Annotated in this window: 17 protein-coding genes; 14 read left to right on the forward strand and 3 right to left on the reverse strand. The window is 49.6% G+C overall.

What is annotated here, in order from left to right:
* The first annotated feature begins 4 nt into the window (after positions 1-4).
* The 13 genes from LACZS1_RS08100 (at position 5) to LACZS1_RS08160 (ending at position 15,702) form a co-directional block, all read left to right on the forward strand.
* Positions 5-1,678: a formate--tetrahydrofolate ligase gene (locus LACZS1_RS08100; RefSeq protein ID WP_070651884.1), complete on the forward strand. Its 1,674-nt coding sequence runs from the start codon at positions 5-7 to the stop codon at positions 1,676-1,678.
* A 108-nt stretch (positions 1,679-1,786) separates the two neighbouring features.
* Complete coding sequence (gene lspA, locus LACZS1_RS08105; RefSeq protein WP_025012380.1) at positions 1,787-2,254, forward strand: signal peptidase II; 468 nt, start codon at positions 1,787-1,789, stop codon at positions 2,252-2,254.
* Positions 2,251-3,171 carry an RluA family pseudouridine synthase gene (locus LACZS1_RS08110; protein WP_070651883.1) on the forward strand — a complete coding sequence of 307 codons (921 nt, stop codon included), beginning with the start codon at positions 2,251-2,253 and terminating at the stop codon, positions 3,169-3,171. The genes lspA and LACZS1_RS08110 overlap by 4 nt, the downstream gene beginning before the upstream one ends.
* Positions 3,172-3,526: 355 nt before the next feature.
* The gene (gene pyrR / locus LACZS1_RS08115) at positions 3,527-4,075 is read left to right on the forward strand and encodes a bifunctional pyr operon transcriptional regulator/uracil phosphoribosyltransferase PyrR (RefSeq protein ID WP_010488286.1); all 549 of its coding nucleotides are present in this window, start codon (positions 3,527-3,529) and stop codon (positions 4,073-4,075) included.
* A gap of 3 nt (positions 4,076-4,078) precedes the next feature.
* Positions 4,079-5,386: a uracil-xanthine permease family protein gene (locus LACZS1_RS08120; protein WP_010488287.1), complete on the forward strand. Its 1,308-nt coding sequence runs from the start codon at positions 4,079-4,081 to the stop codon at positions 5,384-5,386.
* Positions 5,373-6,314 (forward strand): aspartate carbamoyltransferase catalytic subunit, encoded by a 942-nt coding sequence (locus LACZS1_RS08125; protein ID WP_070651882.1) that lies wholly within the window; start codon positions 5,373-5,375, stop codon positions 6,312-6,314. Before LACZS1_RS08120 ends, LACZS1_RS08125 begins: the two co-directional genes overlap by 14 nt.
* Positions 6,315-6,322: 8 nt before the next feature.
* Positions 6,323-7,597: a dihydroorotase gene (gene pyrC / locus LACZS1_RS08130; RefSeq protein ID WP_070651881.1), complete on the forward strand. Its 1,275-nt coding sequence runs from the start codon at positions 6,323-6,325 to the stop codon at positions 7,595-7,597.
* Positions 7,594-8,676: a carbamoyl phosphate synthase small subunit gene (locus tag LACZS1_RS08135; RefSeq protein ID WP_010488293.1), complete on the forward strand. Its 1,083-nt coding sequence runs from the start codon at positions 7,594-7,596 to the stop codon at positions 8,674-8,676. Before pyrC ends, LACZS1_RS08135 begins: the two co-directional genes overlap by 4 nt.
* Positions 8,677-8,678: 2 nt before the next feature.
* Positions 8,679-11,861: a carbamoyl-phosphate synthase large subunit gene (carB, locus tag LACZS1_RS08140; RefSeq protein WP_070651880.1), complete on the forward strand. Its 3,183-nt coding sequence runs from the start codon at positions 8,679-8,681 to the stop codon at positions 11,859-11,861.
* A gap of 52 nt (positions 11,862-11,913) precedes the next feature.
* Positions 11,914-12,783 carry a dihydroorotate dehydrogenase gene (locus LACZS1_RS08145; RefSeq protein ID WP_070651879.1) on the forward strand — a complete coding sequence of 290 codons (870 nt, stop codon included), beginning with the start codon at positions 11,914-11,916 and terminating at the stop codon, positions 12,781-12,783.
* Complete coding sequence (gene pyrF, locus LACZS1_RS08150; RefSeq protein WP_010488296.1) at positions 12,780-13,499, forward strand: orotidine-5'-phosphate decarboxylase; 720 nt, start codon at positions 12,780-12,782, stop codon at positions 13,497-13,499. Before LACZS1_RS08145 ends, pyrF begins: the two co-directional genes overlap by 4 nt.
* The gene (gene pyrE / locus LACZS1_RS08155) at positions 13,492-14,133 is read left to right on the forward strand and encodes an orotate phosphoribosyltransferase (RefSeq protein WP_070651878.1); all 642 of its coding nucleotides are present in this window, start codon (positions 13,492-13,494) and stop codon (positions 14,131-14,133) included. Before pyrF ends, pyrE begins: the two co-directional genes overlap by 8 nt.
* A gap of 489 nt (positions 14,134-14,622) precedes the next feature.
* The gene (locus LACZS1_RS08160; protein ID WP_070651935.1) at positions 14,623-15,702 is read left to right on the forward strand and encodes a PTS sugar transporter subunit IIC; all 1,080 of its coding nucleotides are present in this window, start codon (positions 14,623-14,625) and stop codon (positions 15,700-15,702) included.
* A 141-nt stretch (positions 15,703-15,843) separates the two neighbouring features.
* On the opposite strand, the gene LACZS1_RS08165 is transcribed toward LACZS1_RS08160, so the two are convergent.
* The 3 genes from LACZS1_RS08165 to LACZS1_RS08175 form a co-directional block, all read right to left on the reverse strand.
* Positions 15,844-16,155, reverse strand: coding sequence for a MazG-like family protein (locus LACZS1_RS08165; RefSeq protein WP_010488301.1), 312 nt, complete (start codon positions 16,153-16,155; stop codon positions 15,844-15,846).
* A 13-nt stretch (positions 16,156-16,168) separates the two neighbouring features.
* The gene (locus LACZS1_RS08170; protein WP_070651877.1) at positions 16,169-17,869 is read right to left on the reverse strand and encodes an NFACT RNA binding domain-containing protein; all 1,701 of its coding nucleotides are present in this window, start codon (positions 17,867-17,869) and stop codon (positions 16,169-16,171) included.
* Between the two features lie 135 nt (positions 17,870-18,004).
* Complete coding sequence (locus tag LACZS1_RS08175; RefSeq protein WP_083311619.1) at positions 18,005-18,277, reverse strand: AbrB/MazE/SpoVT family DNA-binding domain-containing protein; 273 nt, start codon at positions 18,275-18,277, stop codon at positions 18,005-18,007.
* A gap of 176 nt (positions 18,278-18,453) precedes the next feature.
* Here LACZS1_RS08175 and LACZS1_RS08180 point away from each other — a divergent pair, with 176 nt between their 5' ends.
* Positions 18,454-19,320, forward strand: coding sequence for a DegV family protein (locus tag LACZS1_RS08180; RefSeq protein ID WP_306402834.1), 867 nt, complete (start codon positions 18,454-18,456; stop codon positions 19,318-19,320).
* The last annotated feature ends 42 nt before the right edge of the window (positions 19,321-19,362 follow it).

Raw genomic sequence — 19,362 nt, forward strand, 5'->3', positions numbered from 1 at the left:
TTGTATGTCTGATATTGAAATTGCCCAGGCCAACGAAGCGACCTCAATGTGGCCAATTACGAAAGTTGCAGCAAATCTAGGCTTGACCGACGATGATCTGGAACTGTATGGCAAGTCCAAAGCCAAACTTAGCTTCGCGGCTCTCAATGCGTTAAAAGACAAGCCTTTTGGCAAGCTTGTTTTGGTGACCTCGATTAACCCGACCCCAGCTGGTGAAGGCAAATCGACCATTACGGTTGGCTTAGGCGATGCGCTTCAGCAGCGCGGCCAGCATCCCGTCATCGCATTGCGGGAGCCATCATTAGGCCCGGTGATGGGGATGAAAGGCGGCGCTACCGGCGGCGGTTATGCGCAGGTTGTGCCGATGGAAGACATCAACCTGCATTTCACTGGTGACATGCACGCTCTGACAACCGCAGTCGACACCCTGGCAGCTTTAATCGATAACCATCTGCAACAAGGCAACACACTTAATATCGATCCACGGCGAATTCTTTGGAAGCGCGCTTTGGATATTAACGATCGGGCATTGCGCCACGTCACGATCGGCTTGGGCGGCCCAACCAGCGGTGTTCCGCGGGAGGACGGTTTTGACATTACCGTCGCAAGCGAATTAATGGCAGTCCTGTGTCTTGCGGAAAACATCGCGGATCTCAAAGCTCGCATCAGTCGCATCGTGATTGGCTATACTTATGATCGCAAGCCTGTAACTGTGGCCGATTTGAAAGTAACTGGCGCCATTGCGATGTTATTGCGGGATGCGTTGAAGCCAAATCTGGTCCAGACACTGGAACATACGCCGGCGTTCATTCATGGCGGCCCGTTTGCCAACATTGCCCACGGCTGCAATTCCGTTTTAGCTACCCGGACCGCACTGCAACTGGGCAACATTGCTATCACGGAGGCCGGTTTCGGCGCTGACCTTGGCGGCGAAAAGTTCATGGATATTAAGACCCCGGTTTTGGGCAAAACCCCAGATGCCGTGGTTATCGTCGCAACGGTTCGCGCCCTGAAATACAACGGTGGTGTTGCGCTAGCCGACTTGCAACAGGAAAACCTGGATGCCTTGGCTCAAGGTTTTGCGAACCTTAAACGGCATATTCACAGCATGCAGGGCTATGGCGTGCGGGTTGTGGTAGCCGTTAACCGCTTCACCAGCGATACAGATGCCGAGGTTCAGTGGCTTATCGATGCTTGCGCAAAATTAAACGTCAAAGCCGTTATCGCAACGGTTTGGGCTGACGGCGGCCGCGGTGGCTTAGCAGTAGCCGACGCGGTCTTGGACGCCTTGAAGCAGCCGGCAAGTTTCACGCCACTATATGATGTGCATCAGGATGTCAAAACCAAGATCAAAACCATTGTGCAAAAGATCTACGGTGGTGGTGACGTTGTTTATGAAGGAAAAGCCAACGCTGCACTGCGAACGATCGCTAAAAATGGGTGGCAGGATTTACCGGTTTGCATGGCCAAAACCCAGTATTCATTGACCGATAACCCCAAAACTTTAGGAGCACCTGAAGGATTTACGATTCACGTACGCGACATTATCCCTAAGCTTGGGGCAGGGTTCTTAGTCGTCATGACCGGAACCGTTTTGACCATGCCGGGACTACCAAAAGCACCAGCTGCCTTAAACATGGACGTCACCGACGATGGTAAAATTTCCGGACTCTTTTAAATCATTCATGTTTTCGGCACAAGATGTAACCGTCATTTTTCGAATGGCGGTTTTTCTTTTGGCGCGGTACACTTAAAGGCAAATGTCATTTATTCAGGGGGAACTTCTGTGTTTATCTATGTGATCGTTGCAGCTGTCTTGGTTTTGATTGATTTTGTCATTAAGACCTGGGTGAGCGCGCATATTCCACTTGGCGAAAGCCAGCAACTGATTCCGGGCGTGATTGATCTCACGCACATCCGCAATACCGGAGCGGCTTTTTCCATGTTTGAAGGGAAGCAGTGGTTCTTCTACGTCACGACGGTGTTGGCGTTTGTGGTCGTAGCGTTGCTTTGGCGTGACAGCCTGCACAAACCGGTTTATCGCTTGGGACTGACGCTGATCACGGCAGGGGCAATTGGTAACTTCATTGATCGGCTGCGGTTCCAATACGTCACGGATATGTTTCACCTTGAATTTTTGGATCAGTGGCGGTTCAACGCTATTTTTAATTTTGCCGATATGTGCATCACGTTCGGGGTGATTCTGGTTTTGGTGTTTATTTTGTTTGATCGCGACAAGGCGGTGTCCGCATGACCGAGACCTTTACCATCACGACTGAACAAGGGCGCATCGATAAGGTGATCACGGCCCACGAACCGACCCACACTCGCAGTCAGGTACAAAAATGGCTTCAGGACGGCTTGGTCACCGTTAATGGGCAGCCGGTGAAAGCCAATTACAAGGTCTCGTCAGGAGATGTCATTGCCGTTTCGATTCCGGAAGCCCGACCCTTAGAAGCCGTCGCAGAGCCGATTCCGCTTGATATTGTCTATGAAGATGACCAGGTGATCGTGGTTAATAAACCTCAAGGCATGGTTGTCCATCCCGCGCCAGGCCATCCTGACGGCACATTGGTTAATGGGTTGCTTTATCATACTGACTTGCCTGGCATCAATGGCGTCATTCGGCCAGGGATTGTGCACCGCATCGATAAAGATACTAGCGGTTTGTTGATGGTCGCCAAAACCGAAAAGGCCCAATTGAGTTTGTCGGCGCAACTTAAAGCCAAAACGTCCATTCGTGAATACCTTGCGTTAGTTCATGGGACGTTTAAAGAAGATGAGGGCACAATCGATGCGCCGCTTGGCCGTGATCCGCGTGACCGCAAACGACAGGCAGTGGTTGCTGACGGTCGGCATGCGGTTACCCATTTTCAGGTACTGGAACGATTTGCCCACTATACCTTGATCAAATGTGTTTTGGAAACCGGCCGGACCCACCAGATCCGCGTGCACATGGCTTACATTCACCATCCGGTAGCAGGTGATCCTTTGTATGGGCCTAAACGCACACTTCCAGGCAACGGCCAATTTCTTCACGCTGCCAAGCTCGGTTTTGTCCATCCAACCACCGGCAAACTCTTAACTTTCACGGCACCGGTCCCCGAAGTTTTTGAAAAAACCTTAGCCGATCTGCGCGCAGGCATTGACAAGACCCGCAACGTCCGGTAATCTTAACTCAATCAAACAAGCACCTTTAACTAAGTCCAGTGAGGCTTAGAAGGTCCCTTTCCGTTGCGGCGGATTATTCAGGCTACGGTCGCCTTCTATCCAAATTGGATGGGAGGCGCTTTTTGTTTGAGCGCGAACCGACGCGGTTAGAAGCTGGAGTGGAAGTGGCCTTGAAACCTAAATGGCTGGGTTTTGGCCATTTAGGTTTCAAGGTCCTTACGCGCAAGCTTCTGCGCCGGTGAGCGCGTTATAGAACGTGAAAGCCCAAGCACCTAATTGCCTCCAATAGAACAACCCAAGGCAAGCAGCTTCACCCCACACCAACCAGCATACATACAAGAAAGGATGGCACATCATGACACAGTCCAAACAGGTAGTCGACGAGGTAACGATGAAACGCGCATTGACTCGAATCAGTTATGAAATCATCGAACAAAACAAAGGCTTGAACGATCTCGTTCTTGTCGGCATTAAAACACGGGGGATTTATCTAGCCCACCGCATTGCCAAGCGACTTGAACAGCTCGAAGGCCTGCAGGTACCAGTCGGCGAACTGGACATTCGCTTTTATCGCGATGATGTTCATAAAATCGATCACGAACATCAACCCGATGTCGAAGGTGCGCAGCTGCCGGTTAATATCACTGGCAAGCACGTTATCCTGGTAGATGATGTTATTTTCACTGGCCGCACCATCCGCGCGGCGCTGGATGCCTTGATGGACGAAGGACGACCGCGGAAGATCAGTCTGGCAGTTTTGGTTGATCGCGGCCACCGTGAGTTACCGATTCGTCCTGATTTCGTCGGCAAGAATATTCCAACCTCCCTTGATGAACAGATTCAGGTACAGGTTGCGGAACTTGACGGCAAAGACGGTATCAGCATCGAGAAGATGGGGGACTAGTCAATGGCTTTTCACAACGATGAAGCGGTGCTGGACATCGGCGACAAGCCGAAGTTCGGTCAATGGGTGGGCTTATCCATCCAGCATCTTTTCGCCATGTTTGGGTCAACCGTGCTGGTACCGATTTTGGTCGGTTTGGATCCGAGTATTGCCTTATTCTCAAGCGGCGTCGGCACTTTAGTTTACATTTTGATCACCCGCGGCAAAATTCCGGCGTACATGGGCTCAAGTTTTTCCTTTATTACCATCATGCAAGCGTTAATGAAAGGCGCCGGTTATCCCGCGATCGCCCAAGGTACCGTTGCTGTCGGGGTTGTTTACCTGATCGTAGCCTTGATCGTTGCCCGCAGCGGGTCGGCTTGGATTGATCGTGCCTTACCGCCGATTGTCGTTGGGCCGATTGTCATGGTTATCGGGTTGTCATTGGCTGGTACTGCCGCGACTGACGCTACGATGCGAACGATTTCCGCTACCAAAAGCGTGTACGACCTGCGCTACTTCGCCGTTGCCATGATCACCTTGGCTTCGGTCATCATTTACAACATGTATCTCAAAAAATTCATTAGCTTGTTACCGATTCTTCTGGGGATTGTCACTGGCTATGTGGTAGCACTGTTGTTTGGCATCGTGGACCTGACTTCCGTTCAGCAAGCAGCCTGGTTTGACCTGCCAAAGTTCGAGTTGCCGTTTATCAGCTATAAGCCGCAACTTTACTGGGGTGCAATTCTCTCAATGGCGCCCATCGCTTTTGTCACCATGACCGAACACATGGGCCACATCATGGTTCTCAACAAATTGACAAAACGCGACTTCTTTAAGGATCCGGGCCTGAATCATACTTTGGCAGGGGATGGCACGGCTTCCATTATCGCCGGTTTCGTCGGCGGCCCACCGGTGACCAGTTACGGTGAAAACATTGGGGTGCTCGCTATGACCAAAGTTCACAGTGTCTATGTGTTAGGCGGCGCTGGCATGTTTGCCATCCTGTTCGCCTTCATTGGTAAGTTAAGTGCTTTGATTCGCAGTATTCCAAGTCCAGTCATTGGCGGCATCAGCTTCCTGCTGTTCGGCGTCATCGCTTCCAATGGCTTACGGGTTTTAATTGACAACAAAGTCGACTTCGACAAAAAACGCAACCTGATGATTGCCTCGACCATTCTCGTGATCGGTATCGGCAATGCCAGCCTGCAATTCGCCGGGTATCAATTCTCTGGCCTTGCACTGGCAACCGTGATCGGAATCTTCCTGAACTTTGTTTTACCAGAACATGCCGCTAACGAAGAAGGGGCAGAAAAAAATGACCTTATCTAATCTCACTGATACACCATTTAAAGATTTTGTTTCCGCTGAACAAGTTGACGAAAAAAGCGCTTTGGCACTGATTAACCGCGCAGAAGATTTCAAAGCCGGCCAAACGGTTCATTTTCCGGAACCGATCTATGCCGCCAATTTATTTTTTGAAAATAGCACCCGCACGCACACCAGCTTTGAAATGGCCGAACGCAAACTGGGATTGACCGTTATTCCTTTTGATCCGGCCCATAGCTCGGTTTCTAAAGGTGAAACTCTGGAAGATACAATCAAAACGATCGGAGCCATCGGCGTCAACATCGCTGTCATGCGTCATTCTAAAGACGGCTATTACAAAGAACTCACGGGCGCTTGGCCGACAACCGCTATTGTTAATGCTGGCGATGGTGCCGGTCAGCACCCATCCCAAATGATGCTGGATTTAATGACCATTCACGAGGAATTCGGGCATTTTGATGGACTGAATATCGGGATTGTCGGTGATCTTAGCCACAGTCGGGTTGCGCGCAGTGACATGCAGATGCTTCACAAACTTGGAGCGACGTTACATTTTGCCGGCCCACAACAGTGGTATGATCCTAGCTTTGATCGATACGGCGACTTCATCAGCGTGCCAGATCTGGTCAAACAAGTCGACGTTCTGATGTTGCTACGGGTTCAGCTTGAGCGGTTTAATGCTGACAACCGCGAAGCATTTTCCAAAGAAAGCTACCATGCGAAATACGGCATCACGGATGCTCTAGCCAAAACGATGAAACCCAATGCCATTTTCATGCACCCGGCACCAGTCAACCGCGACGTTGAGTTAGCTAGCGACTTAGTTGACGGTCCGCGCTCACGGATCTTCACCCAAATGCAAAATGGCGTCTTCATGCGGATGGCGATGCTTGAAGCGGTCATCAACGCCCGTCACTTCGGAGAGGAGTAACTTTACTTATGCTCATCAAAAATGCCCATATCATCAGCGATACCGAATACACGGCAGATATTCAGATCACCGACGACAAAATTACGGCGATCGGCCAGCAACTTGCTGCCCGCAGTGAAGAAACCGTCATTGATGCCACCGGTGCAACAGTCGTTCCGGGACTGATTGACGTCCATGTTCATTTTCGCGAACCCGGCTTTACTGCTAAAGAAACAATTAAAACCGGGGCTCAAGCAGCCGCACATGGCGGGTTTACGACGGTTGTTGCGATGAGCAATCTAAAACCTGTTCCTGACACAGTCGCCACCTTGACACCGGTATTGGCGAAAAACCATAGCGATGCCAAAATTACCGTCCGGCAGTTTGCTCCGATTACACATGATTTGCATTCCGATCAGATTGTTGACATGCCAGCTTTATTAGCAGCAGGGGCATTGGGCTTCTCCAACGACGGCGTTGGCGTTCAGGATGCCGATACCATGTATCAAGCTATGAAGCAGGCTGCTAAACTGAAAGCACCAATTGTCGCCCATATCGAAGATGCCAGTCTCATGCATGGCGGCGTTATCAATGCCGGCCCAGTTGCCGAGAAGTTGAACTTACCTGGTATCATCAATCAGACTGAAAGCAGTCAGCTGGCACGCGATCTGGACTTGGCAGAAGCCACCGGTGTTCATTACCACGCCTGCCATGTTTCAACCCGTCAAAGTGTGGCCTTGATTCGCGAAGCCAAAAAACGCGGCGTTCACGTCACTGCCGAAGTTTCACCGCACCATCTGCTACTAGACGAAAATAACATTCCGGGCGATAACCCGATGTTCAAAATGAATCCACCATTGCGTTCCCGCGCCGATCATCTGGCCTTACTTGAAGGCTTGCAAGACGGCACACTGGACATGATCGCCACGGATCACGCGCCGCACACAGCCGAAGAAAAATCCGGTTCCTTTAAAACCGCAGCATTCGGCATCGTCGGTTCCGAAACCGCCTTTCCACTGCTTTACACCAAACTGGTCAAATCAAAAATGTTCACGCTTAAGCAACTGATTGCCAAAATGAGCACGGTCCCGGCAAAGAAGTTTGGCCTGCCAGGCGGCCATATCTCGGTAGGTGGTCCGGCCGATCTGACGATTCTCGATCTGGACACCACTTACACCATTGATCCTGCCGACTGGTTCTCCAAAGGCAAGAACTCACCGTTTATCGGCGAAAAGGTTCAGGGCCAGGCATTGTATACGATCAGTCGCGGGCGGATTGCCTATCAAAAGGGAGGACAAGCATGAAGCGCTATTTAATTCTTGAAGACGGCAGCGTTTTTCCTGGCGTCGGCTTTGGTGCGGAAACCGTTACAACCGGCGAAATTGTGTTTAATACCGGTATGAGCGGTTATCAGGAAACGATTACCGACCAAAGTTACAACGGTCAGATTATTACCTTCACGCAGCCGTTAATCGGCAATGTCGGGATCAACCGCGACGATTATGAAAGCATTGATCCCACCGCCAAAGGCATAGTGGTGCGGGAGGTAGCGCGGGTCACCGGTAACTGGCGCAGTCAGATGACACTCGATGAATTTCTTAAACGCAAACATATTCCGGGCATCAGCGGTGTTGACACCCGTGCTTTGACCAAGAAAATCCGGGAAGTTGGCGCCATGAAGGCCAGCATTGTGGATGCAGCCGATGAACATGCTTTCGATCAACTCAAAGCCTTGGTGCTTCCGAAGAATCAGGTGCAACAGGTTTCAACGCAGCAAGCCTATCCGGCACCTGGCACCGGCCGCAACGTCGTGGTCATTGATTTTGGCCTCAAACACAGCATTTTACGGGAATTAGCCAAGCGTCAATGCAACGTAACCGTGTTGCCAGCGACGACAACAGCTGCCACCATTCTTGAATTGGCACCGGATGGCGTGATGCTGACCAATGGCCCCGGTGATCCAAAAGATGTTCCGGAAGCGCTGGATATGATTCGCGGCATCGAAGGTAAAATTCCGTTATTCGGCATTTGCCTTGGTCACCAGTTGTTTGCCCTAGCCAATGGCGCCGACACTTTTAAGATGAAATACGGTCATCGCGGCTTTAACCATCCGGTCCGCGAGATTGCGACTGGGCGCATCGATTTTACCAGCCAAAACCACGGTTATGCCGTTGATCCGGACAGCATTGATCCGGACACCTTGTTAGTGACCCACGTTGAAATCAATGATGGTACGGTAGAAGGCTTGCGCCACCGGTTGTACCCGGCCTTTACAGTTCAGTTCCATCCGGATGCTGCTCCGGGTCCACATGACGCCGACCATCTTTTTGATGAATTTATGGAAATGATGGATGCATTTTCAGATCGTACGCAGAAAGGATAATCATGCCAAAACGTCAAGATATTCATAAAATCTTAGTGATCGGCTCAGGTCCGATTATCATCGGTCAGGCCGCAGAATTTGATTACTCAGGGACTCAGGCTTGCCTTGCCTTACGTGAAGAAGGCTATGAAGTTGTTTTGGTAAACTCCAATCCGGCCACCATCATGACCGACACGGAAATCGCGGATCGGGTTTATATCGAGCCATTGACCGTCGAATTCGTCAGCCAGATTCTGCGTAAAGAGTTGCCAGACGCCATTTTGCCGACAATCGGCGGACAAATCGGTCTGAACCTTGCCATGAAGTTAAGCAACACGGGCATCCTGGACGAGCTCGGCATCGAGTTGCTGGGAACCAAGCTCAGCGCGATCGATCAAGCCGAAGACCGCGAATTGTTCAAAAATCTGATGCAAAAACTCCACGAGCCGGTTCCGGAGTCCGCCATCGCCAACAATGTGGATGAAGCGCAGGAGTTTGCCGACAAAATCGGCTTTCCTGTCATCATTCGTCCGGCCTTCACCATGGGCGGCACAGGCGGCGGTATTGCCGATAATGAAAAAGAACTGGCCGAAATTGCCGAAAACGGGTTGAATCTGAGCCCGGTCACCCAAGTGTTGATTGAGCGTTCCATTGCCGGCTATAAGGAAATCGAATTTGAAGTCATGCGCGATGCTTCCGATTCCGCCATTGTGGTCTGCAACATGGAAAACTTCGATCCAGTCGGTGTGCATACCGGCGATTCAATGGTCTTCGCACCGACGCAAACGCTCACAGATAAAGAAGTCCAGATGTTGCGTGACTCAGCTTTGAAGATCATTCGCGCATTGAAGATCGAAGGCGGCTGCAACGTTCAGTTTGCTCTTGACCGCAACAGCTTCAAGTACTATGTCATCGAAGTCAATCCCCGGGTTTCCCGTTCCAGCGCGTTAGCTTCCAAGGCCACCGGTTATCCGATCGCTAAGATGGCCGCTAAAATTGCAGTCGGCTTACATCTAGACGAAATCAAGAATCCGGTCACCAAGAAAACCTGGGCTGAATTCGAACCGGCCTTGGATTATGTGGTTACCAAATTACCGCGTTTCCCATTCGATAAATTTGAAAATGGCGACCGCACCCTCGGCACGCAGATGAAGGCTACTGGTGAAGTCATGGCAATCGGCCGAACGCTTGAAGAAAGTCTGCTAAAGGCGGTACGCTCACTTGAAGTCGGCCTCATTCATCCCCGTCGCCCGGCTTTTGCCAAGCTTAGTGACGATGAATTAAGCAAGCATATCATCCAAGCCAACGATGAACGCCTCTTTTATCTGGCTGAAGCATTTCGGCGGGATTATACCATCGATGAAGTTGCTGAATTGTCCAAAATGAACCCGTTTTTCCTCGACAAAATTAAACACATCGTCGAATTGGAACGAGCATTAGCTGCGCACAAAGCCGATTTACCGTTACTCGCCGAAGCAAAGCGTTATGGTTTTGCCGATGAAGAAATTGCCCAGCTTTGGGGCTTACATGCGGATCAGATTCGGCAGATGCGCAAAGAACAGCACATTTTACCGGTTTACAAAATGGTCGATACCTGTGCCGGTGAATTTGCCAGTGATACCCCGTATTACTACAGCACCTATGAAAGCAGCACGGAAAGCTTCAAAAGTGATAAGCCAAGCGTCTTAGTCATCGGTTCCGGCCCGATTCGGATTGGCCAGGGGGTCGAATTCGACTATGCCACGGTTCACAGTGTTAAGGCCATTCAAAAAGCCGGCTATGAAGCGATCATCATGAACAGCAACCCAGAGACGGTTTCCACCGACTTTTCCATTGCGGATAAGCTGTATTTTGAACCGTTAACCCTTGAAGACGTTCTGAATGTCATCGATCTGGAACAACCAGAAGGCGTGATCGTGCAGTTTGGCGGCCAAACAGCGATTAATCTGGCGGAACCACTGGCCAAACGCGGGATTAAAATTCTGGGCACCTCCGTTGACGATCTTAACCGGGCGGAAGATCGGGATCTGTTTGATCAAGTCATCAAACAATTGAAGTTACCGCAACCAGAAGGCGGTACCGCAACCGATAAAGCCGGCGCACTGGCAGTTGCAGACAAGATCGGCTATCCGGTTTTGGTTCGGCCAAGTTACGTGTTAGGCGGTCGGGCGATGGAAATCGTGCATGATGCCGATGAATTAGCCAGTTACATTGATCGGGCAGTCTCGGTTTCCCACGATCATCCGGTTTTGATTGATCACTATCTGGTCGGCAAAGAATGTGAAGTTGATTGCATCTCCGATGGTGAAACGGTTGTTTTGCCGGGGATCATGGAACATATCGAACGCGCCGGCATTCACAGTGGCGACTCGATGGCCGTTTATCCGCCGCAAACCTTCAGTCAGGACATTATTGACCAGATCACCGATGCAACGATCAAACTTTCACGGGCTTTGAACTGCATCGGCTTGATGAACGTCCAATTCATCATTCATCAAGGCAAAGCGTATGTCATCGAAGTCAATCCGCGAGCCAGCCGCACCGTTCCTTTCTTGAGTAAAGTAACCAATGTCAAACTGGCACAAGTTGCGACCTTGGCGATTCTTGGATTGAGCCTGAAAGAGCAGGGCTTTGAAACGGGCCTATTGCCAAACCAGGCAGGGATCCATGTCAAAGCACCGGTGTTCAGCTTCTCCAAGTTGAATCACGTTGATAGCTTGTTAGGACCGGAAATGAAGTCAACCGGTGAAGTCATGGGTAGTGATACAACCCTAGCCAAAGCTTTGTATAAAGCATTCGAAGCAGCCGGCATGCATTTGCCGCAATTCGGTCGCGCTTTAATCACGGTTAAAGACGCTGATAAAACCGAGGCAACCGAATTGGCTAAACGATTCCGCGAAGTCGGTTACCAACTGGTCGCCACCAGCGGCACAGCCAAAGCATTTGAAAACGCCGGGATTACGGTTGAAACCATCGAGAAACTCGATAGCGGCAAAGAAACTATTTTGGAAGACATTGCCGACCGCAAGATTCAGCTGGTGATCAACACCATGACCGCCGACAAGAAGACCTCAAGTGATGGCTTCCGCATTCGGGAAACTGCTATCGAACATGGCGTACCGTTGATGACCAGCCTTGATACCGCAGATGCCATTTTGAAGGTCTTGGAATCACGGGCATTCTCAATGACACCGATTAGAAGTTAAAGCCGACAACTGCCGGCAGCAGCAGCCGTTACAACAAAGGAGGCAGCGTCACATGATTGAATTACCCGGCTTTACGATGAAGAATCCGTTCATGCCCGCCAGCGGGACATTTGGTTTTGGCGAACAATACGCCAAACAGTATGACTTAAATCAGCTAGGGTCATTGGTGACCAAATCAACCACCTTATTGCCGCGGGTTGGCAATCAAGGCAAGATTTTTGCGGATGGTCCGAGCAGTACGCTCAATGCCGTGGGGTTAAAGAATCCGGGATCCGAGGTAGTTTCACACGAAAAGTTACCTTGGTTGGCAAAGAACTATCCTGATTTGCCAATCATCGCAAGTATTGCCGGTGCTGATGTTGCCGAATATGCAGCGGTTGCCAAAAAGTTGAGCGCGGCCCCAAATGTCAAAGCTCTGGAAGTTAACATTTCCTGCCCAAATGTGAAACAAGGCGGCATGGCGTTTGGTACGGATCCGGCGGTAGCTGCTGCGGTCACACGCGCTGTAAAAGAAGCCAGTTCGGTCCCGATTTTCGTTAAACTCACGCCCAATGTTACCGACATCACCGTGATTGCCAAAGCAGTCGAAGCCGCTGGCGCAGATGGCATCTCCTTGATTAACACGCTGGTGGGGATGCGCTTGGACATTTACACTGGCCAACCGGTTTTGGACAATGTAACCGGCGGCGTGTCTGGCCCGGCTATTCTGCCGATAGCACTGCATCTGGTTTATCAGGTTGCCCACACTGTTCATGTTCCGATTATCGGCATGGGCGGGGTCAGCTCAGGCCATGATGCTGCCGAGATGTTAGCCGCGGGTGCCCAGGCAGTCGCAATCGGATCGGCCAATTACTACGAAGAAAAGGCAATTCCTAAAATTGCCGCAGCATTTGCACGCATTCAGGAAGGACAGGCGGTATGACACCTATCATTGCACTCGATTTTAAAGATCAGGCGACCACGCTTGATTTTTTAGCGCGTTTTCCCAAAGATGAACGACTTTTCGTCAAAATCGGGATGGAGCTTTTCTATGCCGAAGGACCGGCGATTATCACCGCCATTCAGGCAGCGCACCCGGTTGATATTTTCCTCGACCTTAAATTGCATGATATTCCGAACACGGTTGAAAAAGCCGCTTGGCAATTAGGCAAATTAGGTGTGGCGCTGACAACTGTCCACGCAGCCGGCGGTAAGGAAATGATGCTGGCAGCCAAACGCGGCTTGCTGGCAGGTGCCAAAGCCGCAAATCATCCGGCGCCTAAAATGCTTGCCATTACCCACCTGACTTCAACCGATCAAACCATGTTGGAAAACCAATTGTCCATCGATGTGCCACTTAATCAGGCAGTTCAACATTTGGCAGCCATCGCGCAGGCCAGTGATGCAGACGGCGTTGTTGCCAGTGCCTTGGAAACGCCATTGATCCGCAGTGTGACTAAACCCGAGTTTCTTGTCGTCACACCAGGCATCCGGCCACACGGTGCGGCAATCGGCGACCAAAAAAGGGTGGTCACACCAGGGCGGGCCAAACGGTTAGGCAGTTCAGCCATTGTTGTCGGCCGCCCGATCACACAGGCGCCTGATCCAGTTGAAGCCTATCAATCGATTAAGAAAGCGTGGGAAACAGCACATGACTAAACTAGAAAATCAAATTGCCAGCGATTTACTCCGCATCAAAGCCGTTACATTACGTCCCGAAGCACCGTTTACCTGGGCAAGCGGGTTAAAAAGTCCGATTTATACCGATAATCGTCTCACTATCGGCTACCCTGACGTCCGCAACAAAATTGCGGCTGGCCTGGCGCAGGAAATCGTGGCTCATTACCCGGACGTGACGGCCATCGGTGGGGTGGCCACCGCCGGCATTCCGCATGCAGCCTTAGTCGCCAATCTGCTCAACTTGCCACTGGTTTACATTCGGAGTAAGCCTAAAGACCACGGGCAGGGGAGACAAATCGAAGGGCACCTGCCTGAAGACGCCAAACTGGTCGTCATTGATGACCTGCTATCAACAGGTGGTTCAGTGCTCAGTGCCGTGGCCGCAGCACAAAAAGACGGCGTCAACGTTTTAGGTGTCGCAGCAATCTTCAGTTACCAGCTGGCAGCAGTGACCGCTAACTTCGCCAAGGCGGATTTGCCATTCTTCACGCTGACGAATTATACGGCGCTCATTCAAACTGCTGAAGCCCAAGGCGCCATTACGACTCAGCAGCTAAGTTCCTTACATCAATGGCGCGAGAATCCAGCCAAGTGGGGCGATCGGTTCCAATAATGGCTAGGCCGTTGAGCATATCATCAAATTAATCGGAAAGACCCTGTCAGCAATGTTGAAAATTGACACTGCTGACAGGGTCTTTATTTAGCGTGATTGTAAATGATTGAGCATAAAGACTGTATCATGTTAAGAGTGATGAGCGTCAACAACGATCATTGAATCACAATTGAAGCTGAAGATACTTAGTAGAGGTTGAATACACCCTCAAAAATTGCATCAACAAGTGGAACTTTCTTGTTTTAAAGTTCACATATTGACGGCAAAAGAAGGTGATTTCGCGATTGCATTTACCATTATGAACATTGCAATGTCTGCTGATGTATAACAGAAAAATTCCATTAATTAATTTTAATCTAATGCTAGACTTATCTGGACATCTTCTGTTAATATTCTCATTACATTCTTATTAAGGGGGAAAATTCAATGGCCGGAGATTCAACAACAAAAGGAATGCCAGCTGCAGCCGAAACCCTTGCTGAAGCACCGATGCAAGGAGAGAAGAGATCTACACCTCAAGCGACGACTGCCCAGGCAGCCAGTATGACGGTGGCGGCTTTTATCAATAAGGTCTTATCAGGAACAGCGTTGGGGGTCATTATTGGATTGATTCCAAATGCGGTTTTGTCCGGTATTCTCAAGTATTTTGGAACGAACACATTCGCAGTAACCTTGACGCAAGTCGCAGCCATTTTTCAAATTGCCACCCCCTTAATTATTGGCGGCTTAATCGCGCTGCAATTTGAACTGAAGCCTTTGCAGATGATGGTAACGGCAGGGGCAGCGTTTGTTGGCTCAGGCGTCGTGAAATTCAACCCGGCCACGAAAGCCTATGTTGGTGCCGGGACTGGCGATCTAATCAATACCATGATTACGGCATCGATCGCTGTTTTGGTCTTACTGTGGGTTAAAGATCGGTTTGGTTCAACGGCCGTCATCGCTATGCCAATTCTAGTCGGGTGTGGCGTCGCTTATATTGGGGTACTGCTGCTGCCATTCATCGCTGCTTTCACAACCGCGATCGGCGATGTCATCAATAGCTTCACCACTTTGCAACCGATTCTGATGGCTGTTCTGATCTGTTGCTCTTTTGCGATTCTAATTGTCAGTCCAATTTCAACCGTTGCTATCGGGCTGGCGATTCAACTTCACGGCGTTTCGGCAGGCGCGTCGGCGATGGGTGTTGCCGCTACAACCTTGGCACTGGTGGTTTATTCCTGGAAGGTCAACAAATCTGGCGTCACGATTGCCATCGCACTAGGCGGGATGAAAATCATGATGCCCAATCTGTTTAAGCATCCGATTATCCTATTACCATGTTTGTTCACGGCGATCATCTCCGCAATTCCGGTCGCGTTATTGTCAATCAGCGGGACGCCACAGTCGGCCGGCTTCGGGATTGTTGGCATGGTCGGCCCGCTTGCCGCTATGGATGCGGGGTTGGCGATTCCGCTGGTCTTACTCTGCTGGATCGCCATTCCAGTAGCGGCAGCATTGCTCAGCAAAGTGTTATTTGAAAAGATGCTAAAATTGTTCGACAGCCGAATCGTTTTCAAATTTTTGGGTTAGTAAAAACGCACCCTAAAAAATATCCAAAAATAGTAACCAAAAAATGACCAAACATCCCCAATCGAAAAACGGGTATGTTCGGTCATTTTTTATTGGCCGTGGAACATGATCGCGCAGTCTCAATCTTACCTAGACACTGCTTCATTCAAGATGCTTATGGCCTTGAGCGTCGTAAACGCGATGGTCGTTGATGGCAACTTTGGCGTTTACCGCTTCAGCCAGATCAATCCCTTTAATTTCGGCAATGCCTAGCAGATAAATGGTGACGTCAGCCAGTTCTTCGGCGATGTTGTCTTGGTCGCGCTTAAGCAGTGCTGTGGTTAGTTCAGCCATTTCATGGTAGGCAAGCAACATTTCAAAATTGGTGTCGGTCGTGTTCCAGCCATGTTTAACTTTGTTAGCAATAATGTGCTTTTGAATCGGACGACTAATTTGCGCAGATGTGTTGGTCATTTAAAATCCCTTTCTATTTCGTCGGCGGGGTGCGCAGTTTGTCGACTAATTCAGCATCTGGCGTAACACTCACCGTTCTTTGCCCTTCGTAAACAACAAAGCCGGGTTTGGCGCCATTGGGTTTACGAATTTTCTTCACTTCAATCCAATCAACGGGAACATTGGCACTTTCCCGAGCTTTAGAAAAATATGCCGCTAATTTAGCCGCTTCTAGCAGTGTTTTCTCACTGGGCTTACTACTGTCGATAATGACGTGCGAGCCGGGAATATCTTTGACATGCAGCCAAATATCGGTTTTCTTGGCGGTATGCAAGGTCAGTTGATCATTCTGTAAATTGTTCTTGCCCACCCAGATTTTAGTCCCATCACTGGCATAAAATTGATCCGGCTTGGAAACTTTCTGGCGTTTGTTACCTTTCTTCTGCTTCTGTTTCCGTAAATAACCTTGCTGCTGCAGCTCAAGGCGAATATCGGCTAAATCTTTGGGGCTGGCCACATTAATTTGGGCCATAATGCCTTCCAGATAATCGAGTTCTTCCTGATTTTCCTGCATCTGTTGATTCACATGCGCGACCGCATTGCGTAACTTCGTGTATTTGGCAAAATATTTCTGGGCATTACGGGATGGCGTGAGCTGATTCGAGAGTGTAATCTTAATCGGTTGATTATCCGCATAAAAATTCGGTAGTTCAATGCTGGTCATGCCCCGTTGCACCTGACTCAGATACGTCGTCAGAATTTCGCCACGAATGCGGTAATCATCGGCCTTCTCCGTTTCCTCCAGCGTTCGTTTCAATTTACGCTGTTTTTTACGGTCTTTGTCGATGACATTTTTAATCACATGAATCAAGTTGCCGCCTTGTTGCAAGACGCGATCGTGCTCGGCTTTTTGTTCATAATAAGCATCAAGCATCGTGCTCAAGGTAGGGTAGTGCTGCTGATCACCTGACAGCGACTGATAGGGGATGGCAGTAAAAACCGCTTTTTTGCCTTGTGTTGTGATGGTTGGCGCCGGCGTCGCCAGTTCCTTGAAAAAGCCATCCCATCCATTATCGCCTTGATTAAGACGCAAAGCCAGTTCCACAGCAGAATCCTTGGCTAATCCTTGATAATGTTGCTGAAGTAAGGAAGCGCGACTTTGCGTTGGCGTCACTCGACGCTCTAATTCGTGATAAAGCCGATCAGGATCATCAAACGGGTTGACCTTATCCTGTTTTGGCGGCTCCACATACGGCGCACCCGGCATCAACGGGCGGTACCGATTCTGGTCGGCCGAGACATGACGAATCAAATCAATGATTTTCCCGGTTCGCTTGCTAACCAAAAAAATATTACTGTGTCGACCCATCATCTCGATAATTAGCCGCAATCCCAGTTCATCACCAAGTTCATCGCGCGTCGAGAATTCAAAATGCAGCACCCGATCGTTTTGCACCTGATGAACTGCCGTTAATGTTGCGGCGTTAAAATACTTTCGCAGTGTCATGGTAAAGGTAGCGGGAACATCGGGATTCGTAAAAGGAATATGGGTAATTTGTACCCGCGCGTACTGCGGATTGGCCGACAGCAGCAGGGGATGATTTTTACGTCCAGCGCGAATGGTAATCACGACTTCGTTTTCATAAGGCTGTTGAATTTTTGCAACACGGCCTCCGCTTAAGATTCCGTTAAGCTCTTGAGCCATGGCATGAGTAAAGATTCCATCAAAAGACATGTTAATCCGCTCGCTTTCCAATTGTCCCAATCATTTTACCGGTTTTAAGGCGTTTATGGAAGAGCGAGAGATTTGCGTCCTTCAGTAAGATCAAGATTGAGGAAAATGACGTCGTTCTAGTGAAACCTTCTATTTTCAGTCATCGATCAACTCTGCCCCAACATCTTTCCCCCAATCAGGCTCAGGTGTGTCGATACTACCGTGGGCCGCATCCTGTTCGCGAATAATCGACCATAGATCCGACTTTTGTTCTTTATCGATCATAACTTGTCCATGATCAGTCAGCTGAAAAACAAGCTTATCATGATTGCTCAATCCCAGTTTTTCACGAACGGCCCTGGGAATGGTGATCTGGTGCTTACTGGTCATTTTGGCCACAGCCAATGTGGTATGCTTTGAAGTCACCATTGCATGGTCCTCCTTAGAATTGTCTATGCTCAAAATATAGCATAGTTAGTGTTGAAAGGTAGTATCTGGAGAACGGTCCGTCAAATTTAGATAACACGCTTCTCGGGTGTTTCTGCTTGATCCTGGCATTTTATGGTATGATGTAGACAATCATTTTTGAAAAAGTAGGTGCCTCTATGAAAACTGCTATCGTGACGGATAGTACCTGTTATCTGCCGCAAACCGAAATCGACAAACATCACATTACCGTGGTGCCGATTCCGGTCATTCTTGACGGCGCAGTCTATGACGAAGGTAAGGATATTACCACAGAAGAATTCTACGCCAAACTAAAAACTGCAAAAACGTTTCCTAGCACCACGCAACCGCCATTAGGTGAGATGCTGAAGCTTTACGAAAATCTTGCCAATGAAGGCTACGACACCATTATTAGTATTCATCTTGCCAGCACGATTTCCGGCTTTGTCAATACCTTAAAAGGTGCCGTTGATGAAGTTCATGGCGCTAAAGTTTATGTTTACGATTCCCAAATTACCGTTATCCTAATGGGCTGGTTGGTTCTGGCCGCAGCGCAAATGGCTGAGGCCGGTAAGGATCCGGAAGCCATTTTGGCCCGGCTGGATGATCTGCGTAGCACCATGGGCGAATACTTCATTGTCAACGACTTGCAGAACCTCGTCCGGGGCGGTCGGCTAAGCAACGCTTCGGCCTTCATCGGCGGTATGCTGAAAATTAAGCCATTATTAACTTTCGACGATCAGTCCCATAAAATTGTCGCTATCGAAAAAATCCGCTCCAGCAAAAAAGCTTACGCGCGAGTTGAGACGTTGTTCCAGCAAGAACTTGAACAAGTCGATTATCCGATTCGTGCTGTGGTGATTCACGCGAACGATCCTGAAGAGGCACAGCGTTGGTTGACGGATCTCCAGCAAAAGTTCCCGACTGTACCATTTGAGCTTTCCTATTTCGGCCCGGTTGTCGGAACACACTTAGGCGAAAAGGCTATTGCCCTAGCATGGATGAAAGATTTCACCAAAGCATAAGTAAAGTCGCGTCCAAGCGCGGCTTTTTTTGATTTGAGCATA

Source organism: Lacticaseibacillus zeae subsp. silagei (genome assembly GCF_030770335.1).
GTDB classification, from domain to species: domain Bacteria; phylum Bacillota; class Bacilli; order Lactobacillales; family Lactobacillaceae; genus Lacticaseibacillus; species Lacticaseibacillus zeae.

Excerpts from the sequence above, each read along its gene's own strand:
- LACZS1_RS08170 (WP_070651877.1), bottom strand. The coding sequence starts at position 17,869 with ATGTCTTTTGATGGAATCTTTACTCATGCCATGGCTCAAGAGCTTAAC.
- LACZS1_RS08125 (WP_070651882.1), top strand. The coding sequence starts at position 5,373 with ATGACCTTATCTAATCTCACTGATACACCATTTAAAGATTTTGTTTCC.
- LACZS1_RS08175 (WP_083311619.1), bottom strand. The coding sequence starts at position 18,277 with ATGGTGACTTCAAAGCATACCACATTGGCTGTGGCCAAAATGACCAGT.
- LACZS1_RS08120 (WP_010488287.1), top strand. The coding sequence starts at position 4,079 with ATGGCTTTTCACAACGATGAAGCGGTGCTGGACATCGGCGACAAGCCG.
- LACZS1_RS08100 (WP_070651884.1), top strand. The coding sequence starts at position 5 with ATGTCTGATATTGAAATTGCCCAGGCCAACGAAGCGACCTCAATGTGG.
- LACZS1_RS08135 (WP_010488293.1), top strand. The coding sequence starts at position 7,594 with ATGAAGCGCTATTTAATTCTTGAAGACGGCAGCGTTTTTCCTGGCGTC.
- LACZS1_RS08110 (WP_070651883.1), top strand. The coding sequence starts at position 2,251 with ATGACCGAGACCTTTACCATCACGACTGAACAAGGGCGCATCGATAAG.
- pyrC (WP_070651881.1), top strand. The coding sequence starts at position 6,323 with ATGCTCATCAAAAATGCCCATATCATCAGCGATACCGAATACACGGCA.
- pyrE (WP_070651878.1), top strand. The coding sequence starts at position 13,492 with ATGACTAAACTAGAAAATCAAATTGCCAGCGATTTACTCCGCATCAAA.
- LACZS1_RS08165 (WP_010488301.1), bottom strand. The coding sequence starts at position 16,155 with ATGACCAACACATCTGCGCAAATTAGTCGTCCGATTCAAAAGCACATT.
- pyrR (WP_010488286.1), top strand. The coding sequence starts at position 3,527 with ATGACACAGTCCAAACAGGTAGTCGACGAGGTAACGATGAAACGCGCA.
- LACZS1_RS08145 (WP_070651879.1), top strand. The coding sequence starts at position 11,914 with ATGATTGAATTACCCGGCTTTACGATGAAGAATCCGTTCATGCCCGCC.
- carB (WP_070651880.1), top strand. The coding sequence starts at position 8,679 with ATGCCAAAACGTCAAGATATTCATAAAATCTTAGTGATCGGCTCAGGT.
- LACZS1_RS08180 (WP_306402834.1), top strand. The coding sequence starts at position 18,454 with ATGAAAACTGCTATCGTGACGGATAGTACCTGTTATCTGCCGCAAACC.
- pyrF (WP_010488296.1), top strand. The coding sequence starts at position 12,780 with ATGACACCTATCATTGCACTCGATTTTAAAGATCAGGCGACCACGCTT.
- LACZS1_RS08160 (WP_070651935.1), top strand. The coding sequence starts at position 14,623 with ATGCAAGGAGAGAAGAGATCTACACCTCAAGCGACGACTGCCCAGGCA.